Annotated in this window: 13 protein-coding genes; 6 read left to right on the top strand and 7 right to left on the bottom strand. The window is 62.4% G+C overall.

Annotation, left to right across the window (positions count from 1 at the left end; all coding sequences use genetic code 11):
* Nucleotides 1–417: 417 nt before the first annotated feature.
* Nucleotides 418–1,251, bottom strand: a complete 834-nt coding sequence (locus AB0M20_RS00385; RefSeq protein ID WP_364291289.1) for a hypothetical protein — start codon at nt 1,249–1,251, stop codon at nt 418–420.
* Nucleotides 1,252–1,545: 294 nt separating this feature from the next.
* Between AB0M20_RS00385 and AB0M20_RS00390 the strand changes: the two genes are divergently transcribed.
* The 4 genes from AB0M20_RS00390 to AB0M20_RS00405 are packed head-to-tail and all read left to right on the top strand — an operon-like array spanning nt 1,546 to nt 3,324.
* On the top strand, nt 1,546–1,872 hold the full coding sequence (locus AB0M20_RS00390; protein ID WP_364291292.1) for a hypothetical protein: 327 nt from the start codon (nt 1,546–1,548) through the stop codon (nt 1,870–1,872).
* Nucleotides 1,873–2,244, top strand: coding sequence for a type VII secretion target (locus AB0M20_RS00395; RefSeq protein WP_364291295.1), 372 nt, complete (start codon nt 1,873–1,875; stop codon nt 2,242–2,244).
* 4 nt (nt 2,245–2,248) lie between these two features.
* On the top strand, nt 2,249–2,977 hold the full coding sequence (locus AB0M20_RS00400) for a hypothetical protein (RefSeq protein WP_364291298.1): 729 nt from the start codon (nt 2,249–2,251) through the stop codon (nt 2,975–2,977).
* Nucleotides 2,974–3,324 (top strand): hypothetical protein, encoded by a 351-nt coding sequence (locus AB0M20_RS00405; protein WP_364291300.1) that lies wholly within the window; start codon nt 2,974–2,976, stop codon nt 3,322–3,324. The genes AB0M20_RS00400 and AB0M20_RS00405 overlap by 4 nt, the downstream gene beginning before the upstream one ends.
* Before the next feature lie 827 nt (nt 3,325–4,151).
* On the opposite strand, the gene AB0M20_RS00410 is transcribed toward AB0M20_RS00405, so the two are convergent.
* The 5 genes from AB0M20_RS00410 to AB0M20_RS00430 all read right to left on the bottom strand — a co-directional run bounded on the left by AB0M20_RS00410 (nt 4,152) and on the right by AB0M20_RS00430 (nt 11,853).
* On the bottom strand, nt 4,152–4,358 hold the full coding sequence (locus AB0M20_RS00410) for a hypothetical protein (RefSeq protein ID WP_364291303.1): 207 nt from the start codon (nt 4,356–4,358) through the stop codon (nt 4,152–4,154).
* Nucleotides 4,359–4,566: 208 nt separating this feature from the next.
* Nucleotides 4,567–6,639, bottom strand: a complete 2,073-nt coding sequence (locus tag AB0M20_RS00415; RefSeq protein WP_364291306.1) for an AIPR family protein — start codon at nt 6,637–6,639, stop codon at nt 4,567–4,569.
* A gap of 16 nt (nt 6,640–6,655) precedes the next feature.
* Nucleotides 6,656–7,639 carry a PD-(D/E)XK motif protein gene (locus AB0M20_RS00420; protein WP_364291309.1) on the bottom strand — a complete coding sequence of 328 codons (984 nt, stop codon included), beginning with the start codon at nt 7,637–7,639 and terminating at the stop codon, nt 6,656–6,658.
* The gene (locus AB0M20_RS00425; RefSeq protein ID WP_364291312.1) at nt 7,596–10,367 is read right to left on the bottom strand and encodes a Z1 domain-containing protein; all 2,772 of its coding nucleotides are present in this window, start codon (nt 10,365–10,367) and stop codon (nt 7,596–7,598) included. The genes AB0M20_RS00420 and AB0M20_RS00425 overlap by 44 nt, the downstream gene beginning before the upstream one ends.
* Nucleotides 10,368–10,392: 25 nt before the next feature.
* The gene (locus AB0M20_RS00430) at nt 10,393–11,853 is read right to left on the bottom strand and encodes an ATP-binding protein (protein WP_364291315.1); all 1,461 of its coding nucleotides are present in this window, start codon (nt 11,851–11,853) and stop codon (nt 10,393–10,395) included.
* 370 nt (nt 11,854–12,223) lie between these two features.
* On the opposite strand from AB0M20_RS00430, the gene AB0M20_RS00435 reads away from it, so the two are divergent.
* Together AB0M20_RS00435 and AB0M20_RS00440 are read left to right on the top strand one after the other, a co-directional pair.
* Nucleotides 12,224–12,613, top strand: coding sequence for a very short patch repair endonuclease (locus AB0M20_RS00435; protein ID WP_364291368.1), 390 nt, complete (start codon nt 12,224–12,226; stop codon nt 12,611–12,613).
* Nucleotides 12,614–12,677: 64 nt separating this feature from the next.
* The gene (locus AB0M20_RS00440) at nt 12,678–13,985 is read left to right on the top strand and encodes an ATP-binding protein (RefSeq protein ID WP_364291318.1); all 1,308 of its coding nucleotides are present in this window, start codon (nt 12,678–12,680) and stop codon (nt 13,983–13,985) included.
* A gap of 4 nt (nt 13,986–13,989) precedes the next feature.
* On the opposite strand, the gene dcm is transcribed toward AB0M20_RS00440, so the two are convergent.
* Nucleotides 13,990–15,954 (bottom strand): DNA (cytosine-5-)-methyltransferase, encoded by a 1,965-nt coding sequence (gene dcm, locus AB0M20_RS00445; protein ID WP_364291321.1) that lies wholly within the window; start codon nt 15,952–15,954, stop codon nt 13,990–13,992.
* Nucleotides 15,955–16,254 lie beyond the last annotated feature (300 nt).

Consider the following 16,254-nt stretch of genomic DNA (forward strand, 5'->3'; position numbering starts at 1 on the left):
GCCATACAGCCATCGTGCAACCTCACCCAAACTTGAGGTCAAGCGGCACGAGTGCGGCCTTCCGTCTGCGGGCACTTGCGAAACGCTGCGCCCGCCGCCGGCCGGGGGCCAAACGGATCGCCCGGCGGCGTGGCATAAGCCCAGTTCAACTCTTCGTGGCGTGATCGAGGCGCGCAAATGCTCCCGTGCGAACCTGCTCAGTTCGATCCTGCTCTCCTGCTCCTCCTAACCCGAGCTCTATACCCCTGCCTAGGTGCCTTCTCATGTCACCGCAGATAGCGCGCGTCGTGGGCCAGCTCAGCTGATCTTGGACCCTGCGGGCGCGCACCAGAAGCACCCTTATGGTGCGATCAAGCACAGCGCGTGATAGGTGCGCCGGGGCGCAGCAAAGCACAGCTTTGCCGCGCCCCGGCCTTGTTAAGGCGTGAAGAAAACTTTGATAGTAGGATCTACGATTTTGCAAGAATCTACGAGGTTGGCCACAGCTCGTGGTTTCTCATCAATTCCTGCGGAAATGACCTCGGAGCATGCAGCGTCAGCCAAAACAGCGAAGAATGTCCTATAGCTTCCGAGGTCCGTTTCGTCGCCAAGATTGAACGCGGTGGCATCAAACCCCCCATCGCGCTTAACGATTGGCTCTGTGCCGACGATGTAATAGAGCGACTTCGAACTCGGTGTCCGCGAGAGCAGCCATACGACCTGGCCGGAGGCGAGGCCTCGCACTGTTCCCTCGAACGGTACGTCGGTTCCCGGCTTGACCTGCGTACCGGTCGGTTTAGTGAAGGTGATGCTGACCGAAGCCGAAGCCGAAGCCGAAGCCGAAGCCGAAGAAGTCGGAGTGGCTTTTGCTGGTGGCTTTGGATCATCGTCATCATTGATGACTGCGACGATGATTCCGCCCAGCATTGCAATCAGCGCCGCTGCGATCACCCCGATTAAGCCTAGCCGGGCGCTTGTGTTGCCTGATGCCGAGCTCGGCTCGCTCTGCCCCGGTCGGGCAGAACTTCGCAACTCGCGCTGCTTTCGCGATTGCGGTTGTTCTTTATCTGTTCCCATCAGTAAAATGGCCCCATTCGTTGTCCCCACATGCCCCGCATCGTCCTTTCCATACTGGCGATGGGCGCTAGCGCCCCCAATCGTCATACGGAATGGATCTTTCCGGGGATCAGAACGAGGATTCGGATGATCATCAGGCTGCCAGCCTGCGGAAATGCACAAAATGCTGCCTGCGTGGTGATCGTCTTCTACCACTCTGTGACCATCCCGACCCTATTTCGTTATGGGGCATGTTGACTTCGATCTTCAAGACCGCTGACGCGGGACGGCGAAGTCGCATTCAGGTCCTGACGGAGGAAGTGCGCCCGATCGACGCCCCGGCGGGCCCAGTTGTCTCGACGCGCGACGTCCGCCGTTCCGAAAGACGACGCGCACTGAGACGTGCAAAACAGACGGTCAGGTATCGGCGCTCGTCGTTGCTTCACGGGTACCCACGCTGGTGGATGCACTTGGTAAGGTCGGGCCAACCCGGCTCGAAGGGAAACGCACGTGGAAGACCCGGCGGTACGGCTACGTAAGGTCGTCGGCAAGTTCGTCCTTCTCCTGGCCGGCGTATGGGTCATCGTCCTCGTGGCCGGCGTCGTGTTGCTGGCGTCGAGCGATGCCGAGGTCAATCCGCTCAGCTGGGCAATGATCTTGCTGCCCGGTTGTGCGCTCGTGCCCGGTGCCGTGATCAGTCTCCGCTTGCTGCGGTCCGACGATCCGGAACAGGTCAGCAGTCTGTGGGTCAAGTCGGCCATCTACGGCGTGGCCGGCCTGGTGATCGGGATCGGCAGCTTCGTCGCGATAGCTCAGATGCAGAACGGGGCAAGCTAGATGACCTTCGAAGTCGATCCGGAGGCGTTGCGTGCCTACGCCTCCCGCTTGCAGACGATGCGGGAGTACGCCACAACGGCACGCAGCTACGTGAACAGCAACGGCACGTTCAGCGCACAGGAAACCGGGCTGATCGGTTACCTGATCCCGCACCACCGGACTTACATGGACGCGCTGACGGAGATGCTGACCCACCTTGCTGAGGTTGCGGACGCCTCCGACGGCAGCATGCGGGCCATCGCGGCGTCCTATGAGCGCTCCGATACCGACGCGGCCGCCAGGGTGGACGCGAGCTATCCGGTAGTCGCGCGGCCTCCGCTCAATCACGAGCCGTACGACCGTGAACACCGTCCTCCGCCGACGACGTGGTGACGCCATGAGTGATCCCACAAGCCATCTCGTCGCGCCCGGTCCGCCGGACGACAGCATGACGAATGGTTTCGTCAACCCGCTCGACCTGTTCAACTACGTCAGCCCCACAGCGTGGGCGTGCAAGGCCATCGAGGCCATCTCCGGTCAAGATCCGCTCGCGTGGTGTACCGAGTGGCTGTCCGGTGATTGGGAGTCGCTGTGGAAGTTCGGCGACGCGATGGGCAACCTGGCCCGGTTCATGCAAGACGCCGGCATTGAGGTTCAACAAGGGGCGCTGACGCTGGATCAGTCGTGGGACGGCAACGCCGGTGACGCCGCGTGGATGTACTTCTCCGATCTCGCGGCAGCGATGAGCAGTCAATCGACGCCGCTGCAAAATAGTCAAGAGAGCTACCACCTCGCAGCCACCGGCGCGTGGCAGTTCGCCAATCAACTCGGCAATCTGATTCAAGCGATCGCGGACGAGGCGATCATCGCCGCAGCGTTGGTTGCCACCGGCACGGCGGTTTCATCCACCGGGGTTGGCGCGGTGGTCGGCGTGGTTGAGTACGGCGCGGCGGCTTTGATGGTGGTCCGCATCCTCGACAAGATCAACAAAGTTTCGCAGATCATCAACGCTGGCGGCACGGCCGTGCTCGGCACGTTCGGTCTCGTCATCGACGCGAGCGCTCAGGTAGGGCATCTGTCGAACCATCCTCTTCCGGCTACCGGCTTTAGTCTTCCGGCGCGATGAGCGACCCGGATGGCGCGCTGAGCCGCGATCTACAGCGGATGCTCGGCAGCAAGGAGCTTGCGAAGCGAGTACACGAGAGCTTCGTCAAGCTGCGTGGCGGTGCCGGCGGCGATCAACTCGCGGAGATGGCTCGTGACCTGTTGGACGGCAGGATCGACATCCGAGCCGTCACCCGCAGCGACGCCTACGCCGAGCCGTTGTCGGACGCCGCTCTGCGCTACAAGGAGTGGTTCGGCGGTCTCGATCCGGAGGAACAGGCGGCGGTGATGGAGAACGCGCGCGCTGAGCTGACGCGTCTCGAGAACGACGAATCCGATCGGCCGTCAATGGCTGACCCCGAGGCGTAACGGTCGGAGAAAGCCGGGACGAGCCGTATCGACCTACAGCGAGGCGGACCGACGAGGATCGAAGCAAAATGTTGCGGCCATTCTCCGTCGGACAGAAGCTAACGAAACGCCCGAAACAACGGGGCGGCGATCTGTCGACAGTTCTATAACCGGCCTTATGTCAGTCTCCGCGTGAAGGCGACCGAAATACCCCTGCAGCGTGGCGATAGCTGCTCGCCGTGAAGATTCTCGCGAGGCGCCGGCGGGTGTCCGCTCGATTCGCGGTCTAGCTGGCGCGTCGGCGCCCTCCCGGAACCAGCAGATTGAGAGTCCGCGGATGTAGCTGTCGTCCATTCCTTTGTGGTGCTGCTCAGTCCCATCTCTTGCTACCCCTGCCTGCGCAGTCATGGTCTCGTAGTGTCAGCCAACGCTGACGGATGACAGCTCACGCCAGGACTGTCGATCACCCATGGATCACGTGCGGGGTGATCAGTTGGGGGTCGGGCTTAATGACCTGGCGGGCGCGGCGCCGATGACCCGAGCTGGCATGAGCTGCCGGAATACCCAATTGCCTTCGGTTTGTTCTGACCCGATTTTCAGACGTGTGCAAGAAATCGCGGATATCGCTCGAGATCGGTGCGCAGTGCCAAGTCACAGGCGCAGCGAAGTTCGCGATACCACAACGCTACGGCGGCCCTTGGCCGGGGCTTGCGAAAACGCTTTCAGATTCATCTCGGGCGCCGTCCGGGGACGGAACTTCGCCGAAACATAGGTACGTTCATTGTACGGCAGCCGGGTCCGGGGCATCTGAGCCGGTCTACAGCCCCGTGAGCTCTAGGTCGGATCTTTCAGGCCAATGGCTGACTATTTGCGATTTCGATCAACTTCTGTTCCACCTGCTCGGAGGTCAGGCCTTCTGATGAATCGAGGTCATCGTCAAGGTCATACTCGACATCGAAGCGGAACAGATCCTGAGACGGCCGAACGCTGGCCCCTCGATTGTTGGGGAACTCGAAGTTCCACCATGCCGCCGATCGTCTTCCGGAATCGGTCATAAAAGATAAAACCTCGCCCAATTTCAACAAGATCCTCACCCCAGTTTCAATCACATGTAACAGAAGGGCTATGAGAGCGTTTGCGTGAACTCGGTGGGCCTGCGCGATCTCGACGGTGGTCTTGAGCCGGTCGGATGTGCAGTCGACGAACCGGTCAGCGAACCCTGAATCAGCGAAGACATTCCGGACCCCCTACGGCTCTGGCTCTCTAGTCGACGGAGTCGTCTCCTCGGAATCCCCTCTCGGCAGCTCTCTGGAGAAGGCCGAGCAGGCGCCTCGACTGCGCCTCTGAGGGCACGCCGGGCTTACGACCGGTTACGAGGTCGAGAATTGAGGCGTCGGTTGGGGAGAGCTGGCGGCTGCTACGGAGGAACTCCTCGACAGCGACCCACTGCGGCGGCTGGATCTCGTACACCTTTACCTGCGCTGAGATCCCGGTGTCTATCTTCTGGATTGATGCCGCGGTGCGCCGGCGATCAGTGGTGACGATCCGGTCGTCGAGCTCGGCGAGAAATGCGGGGGACAAAGAATGCTCGACTTTCTGGACAGCTGTCCAGCAGTCGGGCTTCTTCGCCCACTCGGTCACGTTCTGCACTGGGCGGGCGTCCGCGGTGAGAACACCCTGCACCTCGATGCCGATTGCGAGACACTCATCGATCACTGCTTGGGGCACAGACTGGCTCGCCCAGATCTTCTCGAGGTTGAACTCGCGGCCACGCGCTTGGCGTCCGACCTCGTAGGCGAGCTTCGCGACGGTGTAGGTGACGTAGTTCGCCAGGTACCCCTTCTGGTACCACTCGGCCTTGGCGATGGCCGTGCGGACGTGCTCGAACAGCAGCCCCTTTGCAACAAGGTTTTTCCAGTAGAGCTCGTTGAAAGCATCGGGAGCGGTCTCCCATCTGCTAGCAACCAGATTCGCGAACGCTGCGAAGTTCTTCTGCGCTCCGCTACTGACTTGATGTGGCTGCATCCCCCAGCTGACCTCGTACTTGGCGGCCGTTGTCTTGTCGATCATCTGCGACTTGGGATTCAGCTCGTCGAACTTGCGCTGTTTGGCCGGTGTGAGCTTGTTTCGCTCGTTCTGGTAGCTGCCGCGCGTTCGCTCATAGAACCAGATGGTCTGGTAGTTCACACCAGCCTTCGAAGGGGCAAGTGTTCTGCGCGACAGCTCCTCAAGCCTTACATGGAACGGGCTGTTGGAGAAAAAGTCAGCTTCGCTCACTCTGTTCTGACTGTTCGCGAAGCGCGAAATACGCGGGATCATATCGGCAGCCGCCGCCGGCTCGACGACGACAAGCTTCATCTGGACATAGACATCGTCCATCGGTGCGGTCTTGTTCTCCCTCCGCACATAGAACAGCGAGGCGGTCGTCTGGCCGCCGTTGACGATCTGGAGATCAGTAACGGTCTGGATGCGCCCGTCCTCAGCTTTCACTCCGACCGCTGTCGCGGTGATGCCGTTGTTGTAAGCGAGGAAGTGGGCTGGATCTGACAGGACTGTCGTCCGGATTCCCTTGTTCACCTTTCCCCGGTTGCTCAGATACGACCTGACGTTCCCCTCGAGTAGTCGGCTCCCGTGCTTGTCGTAGAGCTCGGCTAGCATGGTTGCCGGCAGAGCAGCAAGATAGGTACGAGCGTCGTCCGACGAGGCGATCACCTCAAGGGCTGGTAGGCCGCCTGAGACCCATGTCGTCAAATCGATTACAAGTTGGTCGCGGCCAGTCAAGGATGCGGAGACCTGGAAGAACCGCCGAATGTCCCAGATGTGGAAGTCGACGGGCACACCGTTCAGCGACGACGAAGGGAGCACCTTCGATGTGGTGCTGAGCAGTTGATCGCTGAGCAGGTAGAGGCGGTACCGACTGACGTTATTTCCGCGGCGCCGGAGATCTTCGGCGAGCTGATAGACGGGGCTGCTCTCCTCCCTGCCGACCACGAACTCACCACTGACCGCCTCTTCGAGGAATGACTCGAGGCTCCTCAGCGTCGCGGTTGCTTCGGTGTAGTTGAATTTGCCGACGTCGGCACCGCCACCCCAACGCAGCACTGCAAGCGCTACTGAGTTGTCGGCATCGTCGAGGTCGTAGGCGTGGACCGCGAGCTTTCGCCGGCGTTTGCCTTCCCCTTCGAACCAGGCGATGTTCAACTGTTCGATGTCGCCGGCATCGGCCAGCCGGTCGGCGACCTCCGCAAGAAACGCCTCTTTCGTGAAGATGCCTTCGGCGGCACCGCGGACCTGGGCTTGGTTCAGCAGCTCGGCCCGAAAGGCGTAGATCTCCATATGGCCGCCTCCTCTCTCAGAGGTGCTCGGTCGAGACGAGGAACGACGCGACGGCCCTACGGTCGAGGTTGTAGCGGACGCGCTCGACTCCCGCAGGCAGTTCACTGGCTCTGATGGCTGGAAAGGCGGGGACGATCTTGAAAGTTTCCAAGGTCGTAAAGGTGAACCACGTGTCCGCGTAGTACGGCATCTCGATCTCGACCCCGAGCCGCTTGAGGCGCAGGTGTAGGTCAACAGCTGCGGCGCCTGCTGCGCTGAGCGTGTTCTCGGCTCTCTCGACGAGCTGGATGAGGTTCGTTGCTCCGCTGTCGGTCTCGCCGGCTTGCGGTACATGCAGAACGAGCAACTCCATGTCCGGCTGATCGAGTTGTTCAGCCGAGCTGATCCTGATGGAAGGGGCGGATGGCCCGATTGACTTGGTCTCGTGGTAGCCGGAGGCCTCGTACCAGAAGTCCTGTGGCGCCCCCATTGGGCCCAGCCAGCCGGCGAGGGCATCGGCGGGAGTCATGATGGTGGTGAATCGGTTGAGGAGTATCCAGAGCTCACCGACGAGCCCGCGCAGTTCCTCAAGTGAGAGCAGCCCTGGCGGGCGCGCACGTAGGAGTCTCTTCCAAGCGTCCAGGACTTTGGCGACCGTCCTCCAGGCTTCGGTCTCGTTCGGCTCACTCTGCGAGGCGGTAACCAGATGGGACGTCAGTCTGAGGAAGATCTCGGTGAAGCGCAGATCCTGCAGGGCGAGTGACAGAATCCAAGCGCCGTCGGCCTCATGTCTGCTTACCAGCACGAGTTCAGACAGCTCAGGAAGCGGAGGCTTGACCTTCGAGCGGATCTGCAGGAGCGGATGGCCGGAGCTGTTCGCGCCGACGTAGATTTCCAATGGGTGGCTTGCATTCACGAGTACGACGCCAAGCTGGCCCGCCACAAGTCGGGATCGCCAAGCATCGGGGAACGTCGTCTCAGTCATCATCGCCCCCGTCAATGTCTTCAAGATCGTCCACATCGGTCTGCTCGACTACCGAAAGGCGCCATGAGGTGAGCGCCACTGAATTCAACATGTACTTGATCTCGGCTCCCTTCTCGCCGGGCCGTGTTCCTGGGATCGCAACTTTGACGCAGGCAAGGCACTCCGCGCCCGCCTCTAAAGCGGTGGACCAGAGGCCCGCCGCCGTCGCGGTATCTCCCGAACCCCCCGCCGTGAATGTCGGTTCGATCAGGTAGACCAGAATCGCCGGGCCGAGCCCTACAATCGCTCGGTAGACATCGGGCTCTAGGCGGTCCTGTTTCGCCGTGATCCCGAATATGCTGGCGATATCAGTGGAGCCGCCGAGTCGGCTGCTGCTTCCGGAGATTTTGAAGGGTACGTACTCGCTCGTCGCTCCTGGCCGCTTCACCGCCTTGCCCAACTTCACGGCGCGCTTCGGCTTTGGGATCGTCAGGTCATCGCCGATGGTCAGATCGGTGCCGACTCCTTTCGCGATGGCGACCGTCCACTGTTGCATCGACGCGCTCTGTGACTTACGGACGTGGGTCGCAAGAACATTGTCCGCGAACAGCACGTCAGTGATGAACGGGATGTAGTCATCAAGGAAGTCGGCTACGAGGTTCTTGTCGACGCGTCGCCGGACCGGCCAAGTCTCGCCTGCTTCGACCCATCCGCTTCCCGGTTCCGCCGCGGTGACCGCGCCACAGAGGCGGCGCACTGCGGCCATGTTCTTGATGATGATGTCGGGGTTCGAATCGACAGAGGTCGTCTCCACGCGCCGGCCCGCGATGTCCACGGTCCATGGGCGTGCCTCGGCAGCCCCCATCTTGGCAGTTGAGGTGATCTTGAGCGTCTCGGGATGCATGCGGACCATCAAGCCGAAGTCCTCCGGTGTCAGGCCCTGCTTCTTCATCGCGCGTAGCTGCGCCCTCAGCTCGACGACGATGCCGGCGACGTAGCGGAACTGGTCGGCCACGTCGTCGGGCATCCATACGCGACAGAGATCTTCGTAGCCGGGGCGGTAGCCGAACCATCGGGCCATCTGCAGCAGCGTGTCCGAAGCACCGACGCTCCTATGGAAGTAGCTGACTGTAAGACCGTCCAGTGTCAAGCCGCGACTGAGGACGTCGCCGCCGACGGCGATCATCCGCTCGGACTCGAGCTCGGAGATGTCGGCGACCTGCTTGACTCGGTCTGAGTTGATCAGCCGGACGGAGGTGGCATGCACGGCGGACTTGAGCATGGGAACGAGCTCGTCCCATGTCTCGCTGATCGACGGGAACTGGGCGCGGTAGGTTGCGTGCAGCGCGGCGATCTCGGCGTGTCGCTCACCCGGCAGGAGCGAGACGGAATGCAGCTCGATGGCGTCCTTCATCTTCTGGAACTCTGCCTCGACGAGCTTGTGGACCTGGGCCTGCACGTTCTTGAATCGTGAAACGTTCACGAGCATCGCGCGAGCGCTGCTGTCGCCGCGTGCTTCGCGAATCGCGACTGCCACGATAAAGGTGCGAATCGCCTCTACGAGGGAGTCCGGGAGCCCAGAGACCTGCAGTTGAGATTTGTGCTTCACCGGGAAGTAGTCGTCGGCGTCATTCAGTTCGACAAGGCGGGTGGTGTCGACCGCCGCCTCGGTGCCGAAGAAGGCGTGGCTTCCGACGTAGTTGGACGGAGCGTCGATCGTGCGGATGTAGTCGCGTGGGAAGAGATCGTCGCCGATTAACTCCTGTGTGGTCTCATGGTTAATGAACACATTGGCGAACGGTGTCGCGGTGAAGGCTAGGTACGAGGACTTCGTGACCGTCCCGAGTATCTCGCGGATCAGACTGTTGATAACTGTAGGTGTATCGTCCTTCTTCGTATTCACGGAAGCGTAGTCGGATTCGTCGTCTACCAGCAGCATCGGGAGGTCCAATGCCGCACCGATCTGCTGGCCGACAAGCCAGTCCCTGAGGTTCTCGAGCGCGGTCTTGTTCTTCTTCAGTACGAAAACGTAGGGCGTCGATGTGTTGGGGTCGATCGCGATGTTCGTTGCCTGCTGGGAGGTTTTCCTGAAATCGGAGGCCTGAGTCGTCATGCCCTGCGCGGCAACGAAATTGCTCAGCCACGACCCGACCCCGAAAACGGGGTTGATCGCGAGTTGGGCTCCGGTGACGTTGGCTTTCGATGAGTCGCGACCGATGAGGCCCTCGTCAACGCGAAACTGCGTCTGCTTCCGAAGGGCCTCGGTACCCCCAGCCAGAAGGATGATGAGTTTGTAGCCGGCGTCAGCCGCCTTGTTGACGGCGCCGATATACGTAGCGGTCTTGCCGGACTGGACATCGCCGATGACGAGGCCTCGACGCTTCCATGGGCCCGACTCGGTAGGGTCGCCCATGCAGTTGAGGATCTCGTTGGTGGACTCGTCCAACGCTGTCTGCACTGCGGGCGCGAAACCCTTGAGGTTCAGTAGTTGCTTGTACGCAATCCACCGCCGCCACTCGATGTCGGAATGGCGTCCGCCCAGCCAGTCGCGATAGCCCCGTCCCGTAAGCGTCTGACCCGGGTCCATCGTGATCAAAACCCTGGTCTTGACATGGAGGCTGATGCTGTCCCACGCCTCGGACGAAACGTCGTCGTACATCGGGTTAGAACGCCATGCGGCGATCCGCTCGTCCACGGCTGCCGCTGGGATGGGCGGGTTCGGGTACTCGCGCGACAACTGATGCACGATGAAGGAGACGACTTCGTGGTCGCTGAAGTCCTGCATATTTGCCTCCGGCGGTGGTGAGGGGCTAGGCCGCTTCGAGTGCCTTGCGGAGGGCTCCCTGGAACCCCTCGATCTGGCAATAGGGCTCAATGCTGTCGAACATGGTGACGTAGCTGTCCAAGGTCTTGTGCGTTTCCTCGAACATAGGGCGGAGTCTGACGCCGTTCGCGACAGCCGCTGCTAGTGCGTCCGGTACCTCAGCGACCGTTGCATCCGCCGCCAACCGGTTGTAAGCGTCTAGTACAGGGAACGTCTGTTCGATCGCATCGATCAGTACCTCGAACGTTGCGAGGTCCGACGGTTCCAGACCTTGGGCGAACGAGCGGATTACGGGGTGATCCCGATTGAGCTCGTATCGAAACGTGTCGCGATCGACTATGACATCCCAGAGCCTTGCTACCGAATCCTGATCCTTCTGCCTACGTCCCCGGAAGCGTTGAACCCTGGCACTGGGCGAGATGAACTCGGTGGCCAGCATCCGCAGCGCCTCGCGCAGCTCTCGTGGCGGGCTGGCGGACGACTTCTTGATGTCGAGAACCCATAGGTGATCGAGGGCCGTGGGGACGTCGACCCGAACGCGTGCGAGCTTTCCCATCTCGCTCTTCCGGTTGAGTCGGAACCACGTGCCCCAGATGACGAGGCGCCCGGCACGATAGATATAGAAGCCCTGACTGTCTCGGAAGCCTCCCGGGGCGAGTGCGAGTCGTCGGTCCGCAGCACTCAGCTTCCCGACGAACGGAAGAGTGTATGCCGTAACGGGGATGGACATGCCGTCGAGTCGAAGATCCTCCGTGCGTATCTCCGTGGCACGATGTCGAGTCAGGAAGGGGTCGAAGGCCGGGAACTCATTCCCGTTGATCGTCATGGTGATCTGGCGGGCGTCTGTGCCGGTCACGAACCGATGGAACACAAGCGAGCAGTGGTCCCTGACCCTCATGACCGCGGCGTCGAAGTCAGACTGTGCATCGCCCTCAGTGAGGACCAGCTGGTCCATATGCTCCCAGCAGATGAGCGTGCCGTCGGCAACCGCATCAAGTAGTTCGATCCCATACAACGAGCGGGCTTCGTTCGCGACGAGCTCGCGAACCAGCCAACGGCCGGTCTCGATAACGTGGTCGAGGTCCCATTGCAGGAGGGTGACTGCACCATTTTGCTTGGTCGCGACCGTGAGCCGCCGGCACTGCGAAAGGGACGCCGTCTTCAGGCCGAGACCGAACCGGCCGAGGTCTGTGGCACTGCGATGCTCTCGGGGGCTGCGAGCGGCCAGCTTCATGGCGCAGATCGCCGTCTCGCGGTCCATCCCCCTTCCATCGTCGAAGATCGAGACTCGGGCTGACCCCATGGCCGATGTCAGGAGATGGATCGTCTGAGCGTCTGCGGCGATCGAGTTGTCAATTACGTCGGCGACCGCGGTCTCGAACGAGTAGCCGACGGCCCGCATGGACTCCAGCAGGAACGGGTCTGGCGGGACCTCGATGTCATTCATGCGCAAAGCCCTTCCACACCTCGCCCGATCGCTGGCGGACGCTCGTGTCATACGCCCGGCCTTGGACACCTAATCATGAGCGACGGATCATGGCGGGCTGACTGGCCACGTCGCACCCTGTTTTCAGCTGCGAGTCCATCCGAACGATCGATTGCTTGTGCCCAACCGAACGAGACTGATCTTCACTTCGTAGTGCTGATCAACATCGGTCCGAGCCGAGACGGCGGTCTGGGCAGATCGGTGGCTGCTGGAGCACCATGGGTGAATGCAAGCCGAGCATGTCTCCGTTGCTCTAGGCAACACGTCGTCACCCGCAGATGCTGGGACGCGTCGCCCTGTATCTCCTCCGCTGCCGGCGGCGTCGCGTCAGTTGAGGCGAATGCCGCGGGAAGGTACCGGGCCCGAAATGCGGTTACGGCGGGAGCTGCATCGACGCGGACTGCGCTTTCGAGTCAACCTGAGCGGCCTGCCAGGTCGGCCTGACATTGCCTTCACCAAAATCCGGCTCGCGGTCTTCGTGGATGGCTGTTTCTGGCATCTCTGTTCCACGCATGCGACCATGCCGAAGAACAACGCTGACTGGTGGCGCGCCAAGCTGGTACGCAATGTCGAGCGGGATCGCGAGAAAGATCAGCTTCTCGCTGGGCTCGGCTGGGTGACGATGCATGTCTGGGAGCACGAAGATGCTGACGATGCTGCCACCCGTGTCGAGTCCGCGGTTCGTGCCCTACGGGCTGGCGATCCGGCCACGCACGGCTGATATTTCGTGATCTTGGCGGTGCATGTGGCATCCTGGTCCCCACCGACGACGTGGTGGAGGATCAGTGAGCGGGAGAGCGTGGTTCGATGTGTCTCCGTCGGCGGCTCGGCTGACGGGTTCGCTGCGGGATATCGGGTACGACTTTGCTTCGGCGGTTGCTGATGTTGTCGACAACAGCGTCGCTGCGGGTGCGACCCGTGTCGAGATCCTCATCGAGCATGACGGGTCCGACTCGCGGGTGTTCATCACTGATGACGGCGCGGGGATGTCGTCCTCAGGGTTGCTTGAGGCCTTGCGGTTCGGTACACGGCGGCAGTACCGGCGGGGTGATCTTGGAAGGTACGGCCTCGGCCTGAAGACCGCTTCGTTGTCGCAGTGCAGGGTTCTGTCGGTGGTCAGCCGCAGCTCCAAGTCGACGGTCCGTACCTGCGCACGCTCGCTTGATCTCGACCTCATCGATGATTGGGATCAGTGGGTCGTCGTCGATCCCGGGAACCGGGAGCCGGCGGTCCAGCGTGCCCGGCAGTGGCTCGCGGAGGGGACTGGGACGGTCGTCATATGGCAGGTCCTCGACAGGGTCCTTCCTGAGAAGCGGCCGGAGGGTGGTTGGGCGCGCAGGCGTCTCGACACGCTCGCGGGAAAGACCGCCGACCATCTCGGAATGGTGTTCCATCGGTTCATTGACGGTGTGGGCGATCGCCCGCAGGTCGTGATAACCGTGAACGGTCAGAAGGTCCGCGCCTGGGACCCGTTCGCGCAGGATGAATCATCGACGGTGGAGCTGCCCTTGCAGCGCCTCGAGGTCGAGTCGCCGGGATCAACAGGCGTGGTCACACTCCGTCGGTTCGTCCTGCCGGCCCGCGACAGGTTCAGCTGTCCGGCCGAGTTCGAGCGGCTCTCGGGCCCGTTGAACTGGAACCGGCAGCAGGGCCTGTACGTGTACCGGGCGAACAGGCTGGTCCAGTGGGGTGGCTGGGCCGGGATCCGCGGTATCGACGAGCATACGAAGCTTGCCAGGGCATCGGTGGAGTTTGACACCGACCTCGATGCGGCGTTCAACATTAACGTGGCGAAGATGCGGGTGACTCTGCCGGCGCAGTTGCGGCAGTTGATCGAGCCCGCCGTGAACGAACTTTGCGTCCTGGCCGATGACGCCTACCGCAAGACCGCGGGTTCTGCGAGGTCGGCCCCGCCGGAAGACCTAGGTCAGCCGCCGGAGGTGCGCGCCGCAACCCAGGCGGCAGCTACGGCAGGACTGGCGCTGCGGATGGCTGCCATGCAGGTTGATGAGTGGGCTGCCTGGGAGAAGATCGAAGCGTTGCTCCGCGAGGAGTCGCCCGAGGTCGTCAGGCTGCTGGGCCTGACGGAATAGTCCGTCAGTAGAGGGGCGCCGGCCGGCTTTCTCCTTTGACGCATTTCTTGACCAGCGGGCACTCCTCGCAGCGCGGTTCCTTCCCGCACAGTGTGTTGGCCAGTTCGATCAGGCCGAGGTGGGCGTCGCGCGAGCTGGCGTCCATGCCGATCATGCGGGCGATCTCGAGGCGACCGTCCGTGAGCCGGTTCTTGAGATCCACCGGCCGGCCGCTGAACCGCGCGGCGACCCGCAGGACGCCTTTCGTGACCAGCACCGGCTCCTCTGATTCGTCGCCCTTGTCCGACGGAGCCACGAGGATGGCGAGGTCGGCCAGTGATTCGTTGAGCCCCTGCACGTTCCGCAGGGCGTCGTCGTCTTGGAGTAACCGGGGGTCGTCGGCGAGCACGCGGGCGAGTGCGATGACGGTGTCGGCGCGCGCCTCGCGGCCGGTGATGCGGCCGATAAATCTCAGATTGTCTTCGCGGACGAGTGACTCCTGGGGTTCACGCCAGCCTCTGATCGTCCGCCAGACGTGCCGGATGGTCTCCACCGGTGCTCGGTCGAGAAGCAGTTCGGCCTGGATCACCTGCCAGCGGGTTTCCGCCTGGAGCCATGGGAGGCCGTTCACTGCGGCGGCGCGGAACCACCCGGAAAGGCTGTCGGCGACGTCCTGCGTGCGGACATGTGCCGGCTCTGCGGCCTCCAGCGATGCTCGTACGGCTCGTCCGAGGTGCTCGCCCAGGAAGGGCGGGACGGCGTTGCCGATCTGCCGGAACGCTGCGGAGGGCGGTCCGGCGAACCGGAAGTGGTCGGGGAAGGTCTGCAGGCGGGCTGCCTCGCGCACGGTGATGGTGCGGTGCTGCTCGGGGTGGATGTACCAGTAGCCGTCCTTGGCGATGTGCGCCGTGATGGTCCTGGACAGCGCACCCATGTCGAGCCGCTTGTACTTGTCGTCGAAGATGTCGTCGCGGTAGCGCTTCATCTCCTCGGGCAGGTCCGAATACCGGGTATTGGCATCCATCAACTGGAAGGCTTCGAGGTCGTCCTCACGCACCGGCCTGGTGATGTGATCGAAAACTTTGTGCGCGTCCTCCGGAGCAACGCCACGACGCATGATCTTCTGGAACTCACTGTTGGGTGCGTCGTACTCCATCCAGCCGTCTGCACCTCCCACGGGTCGCCATCCACCTTCGACCTCCGGAAGATCGCTGATCGCGTTGCCGACGTTCGGCCGCAGGGGAGACTCGGCGGGCCACGTGAAGGCTGTGCCGTCCTGCAGTGCGACCAGGATGAGCCGTTGCCGGAACTGGGGTACGCCGTAGCGCGCCGTTTCGACCGCTCGCTCCTCGACGGCGTAGCCGAGCGATTCCAGCTCGTGGACCATGGTTCGGAGGATGAACATCTCCTTATCCAGTGCCATGTCGGGAACGTTTTCCATGATCACCGCGGGCGGGCGGGCGAGTCTGATCACCTCGAGGAAGGACTGCCAGAGGTCGCGGCGCACGTCGTAGGCGTCGCGTAGGCCGTGCCGGACCCGGTGCCTGATCTTCGATCGGCCAGCCTTGGAGAAGGGCTGGCAGGGGGGCCCGCCGGCAAGGAGCTCGACGCCGGTCTGCTTGACCAGGTCTGCCACCTGCCGGACCCGGTCCGGGTCACCGAGGTCCCAATCGACGCTCAGCCCGGCGTGATGGTGGCGGTGGGTCTCGACGGCTTCCCGGTAGTGATCGACCGCAAGGACGACCCGGTAGCCCGCCTCCTCCAGGCCGAGGCTCAGACCGCCGGCGCCGCTGAACAGGTCCGCCGCGAGCCGCTCGCCGCGTTTGCGAGCTGCCTTCGCGTACTTGAGGAGCTGTTTCGGATCGTCGCAGGCGTCCGGGTGTTTCGGGAGCTGGACGAACGGACCACGGACAAGCTTGACGCCGTAGTGGCTGGTGCGTCCTGCCTTCGAATCGGGCTCGGGTATGGCAGATTCGTCGACGGTACTCACGGGACATAAGCTACGGGGCAACCCCGGACAGCCCAAGCTCTGTACGGTAACGGACGCCGTGTCCCTCCGCGACGGTGGACGCGCGGATATCGAGGCCCTGAACAGCGTAAGCCGTCGCCGACCATGATATTGGCGTCAGCGCACAAGCCCTTTCGGGGGCCCCCTGGGCCGGATCCGGGCGAACCGAACGAAGGACTCATCCAGCCGAAAAGGTGACTTACGCTTCGAGGGCTCGCGCTGACTACGTGAGCTGCCTCCATGTCAGTCCCTCTCCGTATGCTGAACGTCACCGGTCAGGCT

Source organism: Actinoplanes sp. NPDC051633 (assembly GCF_040681735.1).
Taxonomy (GTDB): Bacteria; Actinomycetota; Actinomycetes; order Mycobacteriales; family Micromonosporaceae; genus Actinoplanes.

Bases quoted from the DNA above. Each gene is read 5' to 3' on its own strand.
- AB0M20_RS00395 (WP_364291295.1), top strand. From the start codon at position 1,873: ATGACCTTCGAAGTCGATCCGGAGGCGTTGCGTGCCTACGCCTCCCGC.
- AB0M20_RS00400 (WP_364291298.1), top strand. From the start codon at position 2,249: ATGAGTGATCCCACAAGCCATCTCGTCGCGCCCGGTCCGCCGGACGAC.
- AB0M20_RS00405 (WP_364291300.1), top strand. From the start codon at position 2,974: ATGAGCGACCCGGATGGCGCGCTGAGCCGCGATCTACAGCGGATGCTC.
- AB0M20_RS00410 (WP_364291303.1), bottom strand. From the start codon at position 4,358: ATGACCGATTCCGGAAGACGATCGGCGGCATGGTGGAACTTCGAGTTC.
- AB0M20_RS00415 (WP_364291306.1), bottom strand. From the start codon at position 6,639: ATGGAGATCTACGCCTTTCGGGCCGAGCTGCTGAACCAAGCCCAGGTC.
- AB0M20_RS00420 (WP_364291309.1), bottom strand. From the start codon at position 7,639: ATGTGGACGATCTTGAAGACATTGACGGGGGCGATGATGACTGAGACG.
- AB0M20_RS00425 (WP_364291312.1), bottom strand. From the start codon at position 10,367: ATGCAGGACTTCAGCGACCACGAAGTCGTCTCCTTCATCGTGCATCAG.
- AB0M20_RS00430 (WP_364291315.1), bottom strand. From the start codon at position 11,853: ATGAATGACATCGAGGTCCCGCCAGACCCGTTCCTGCTGGAGTCCATG.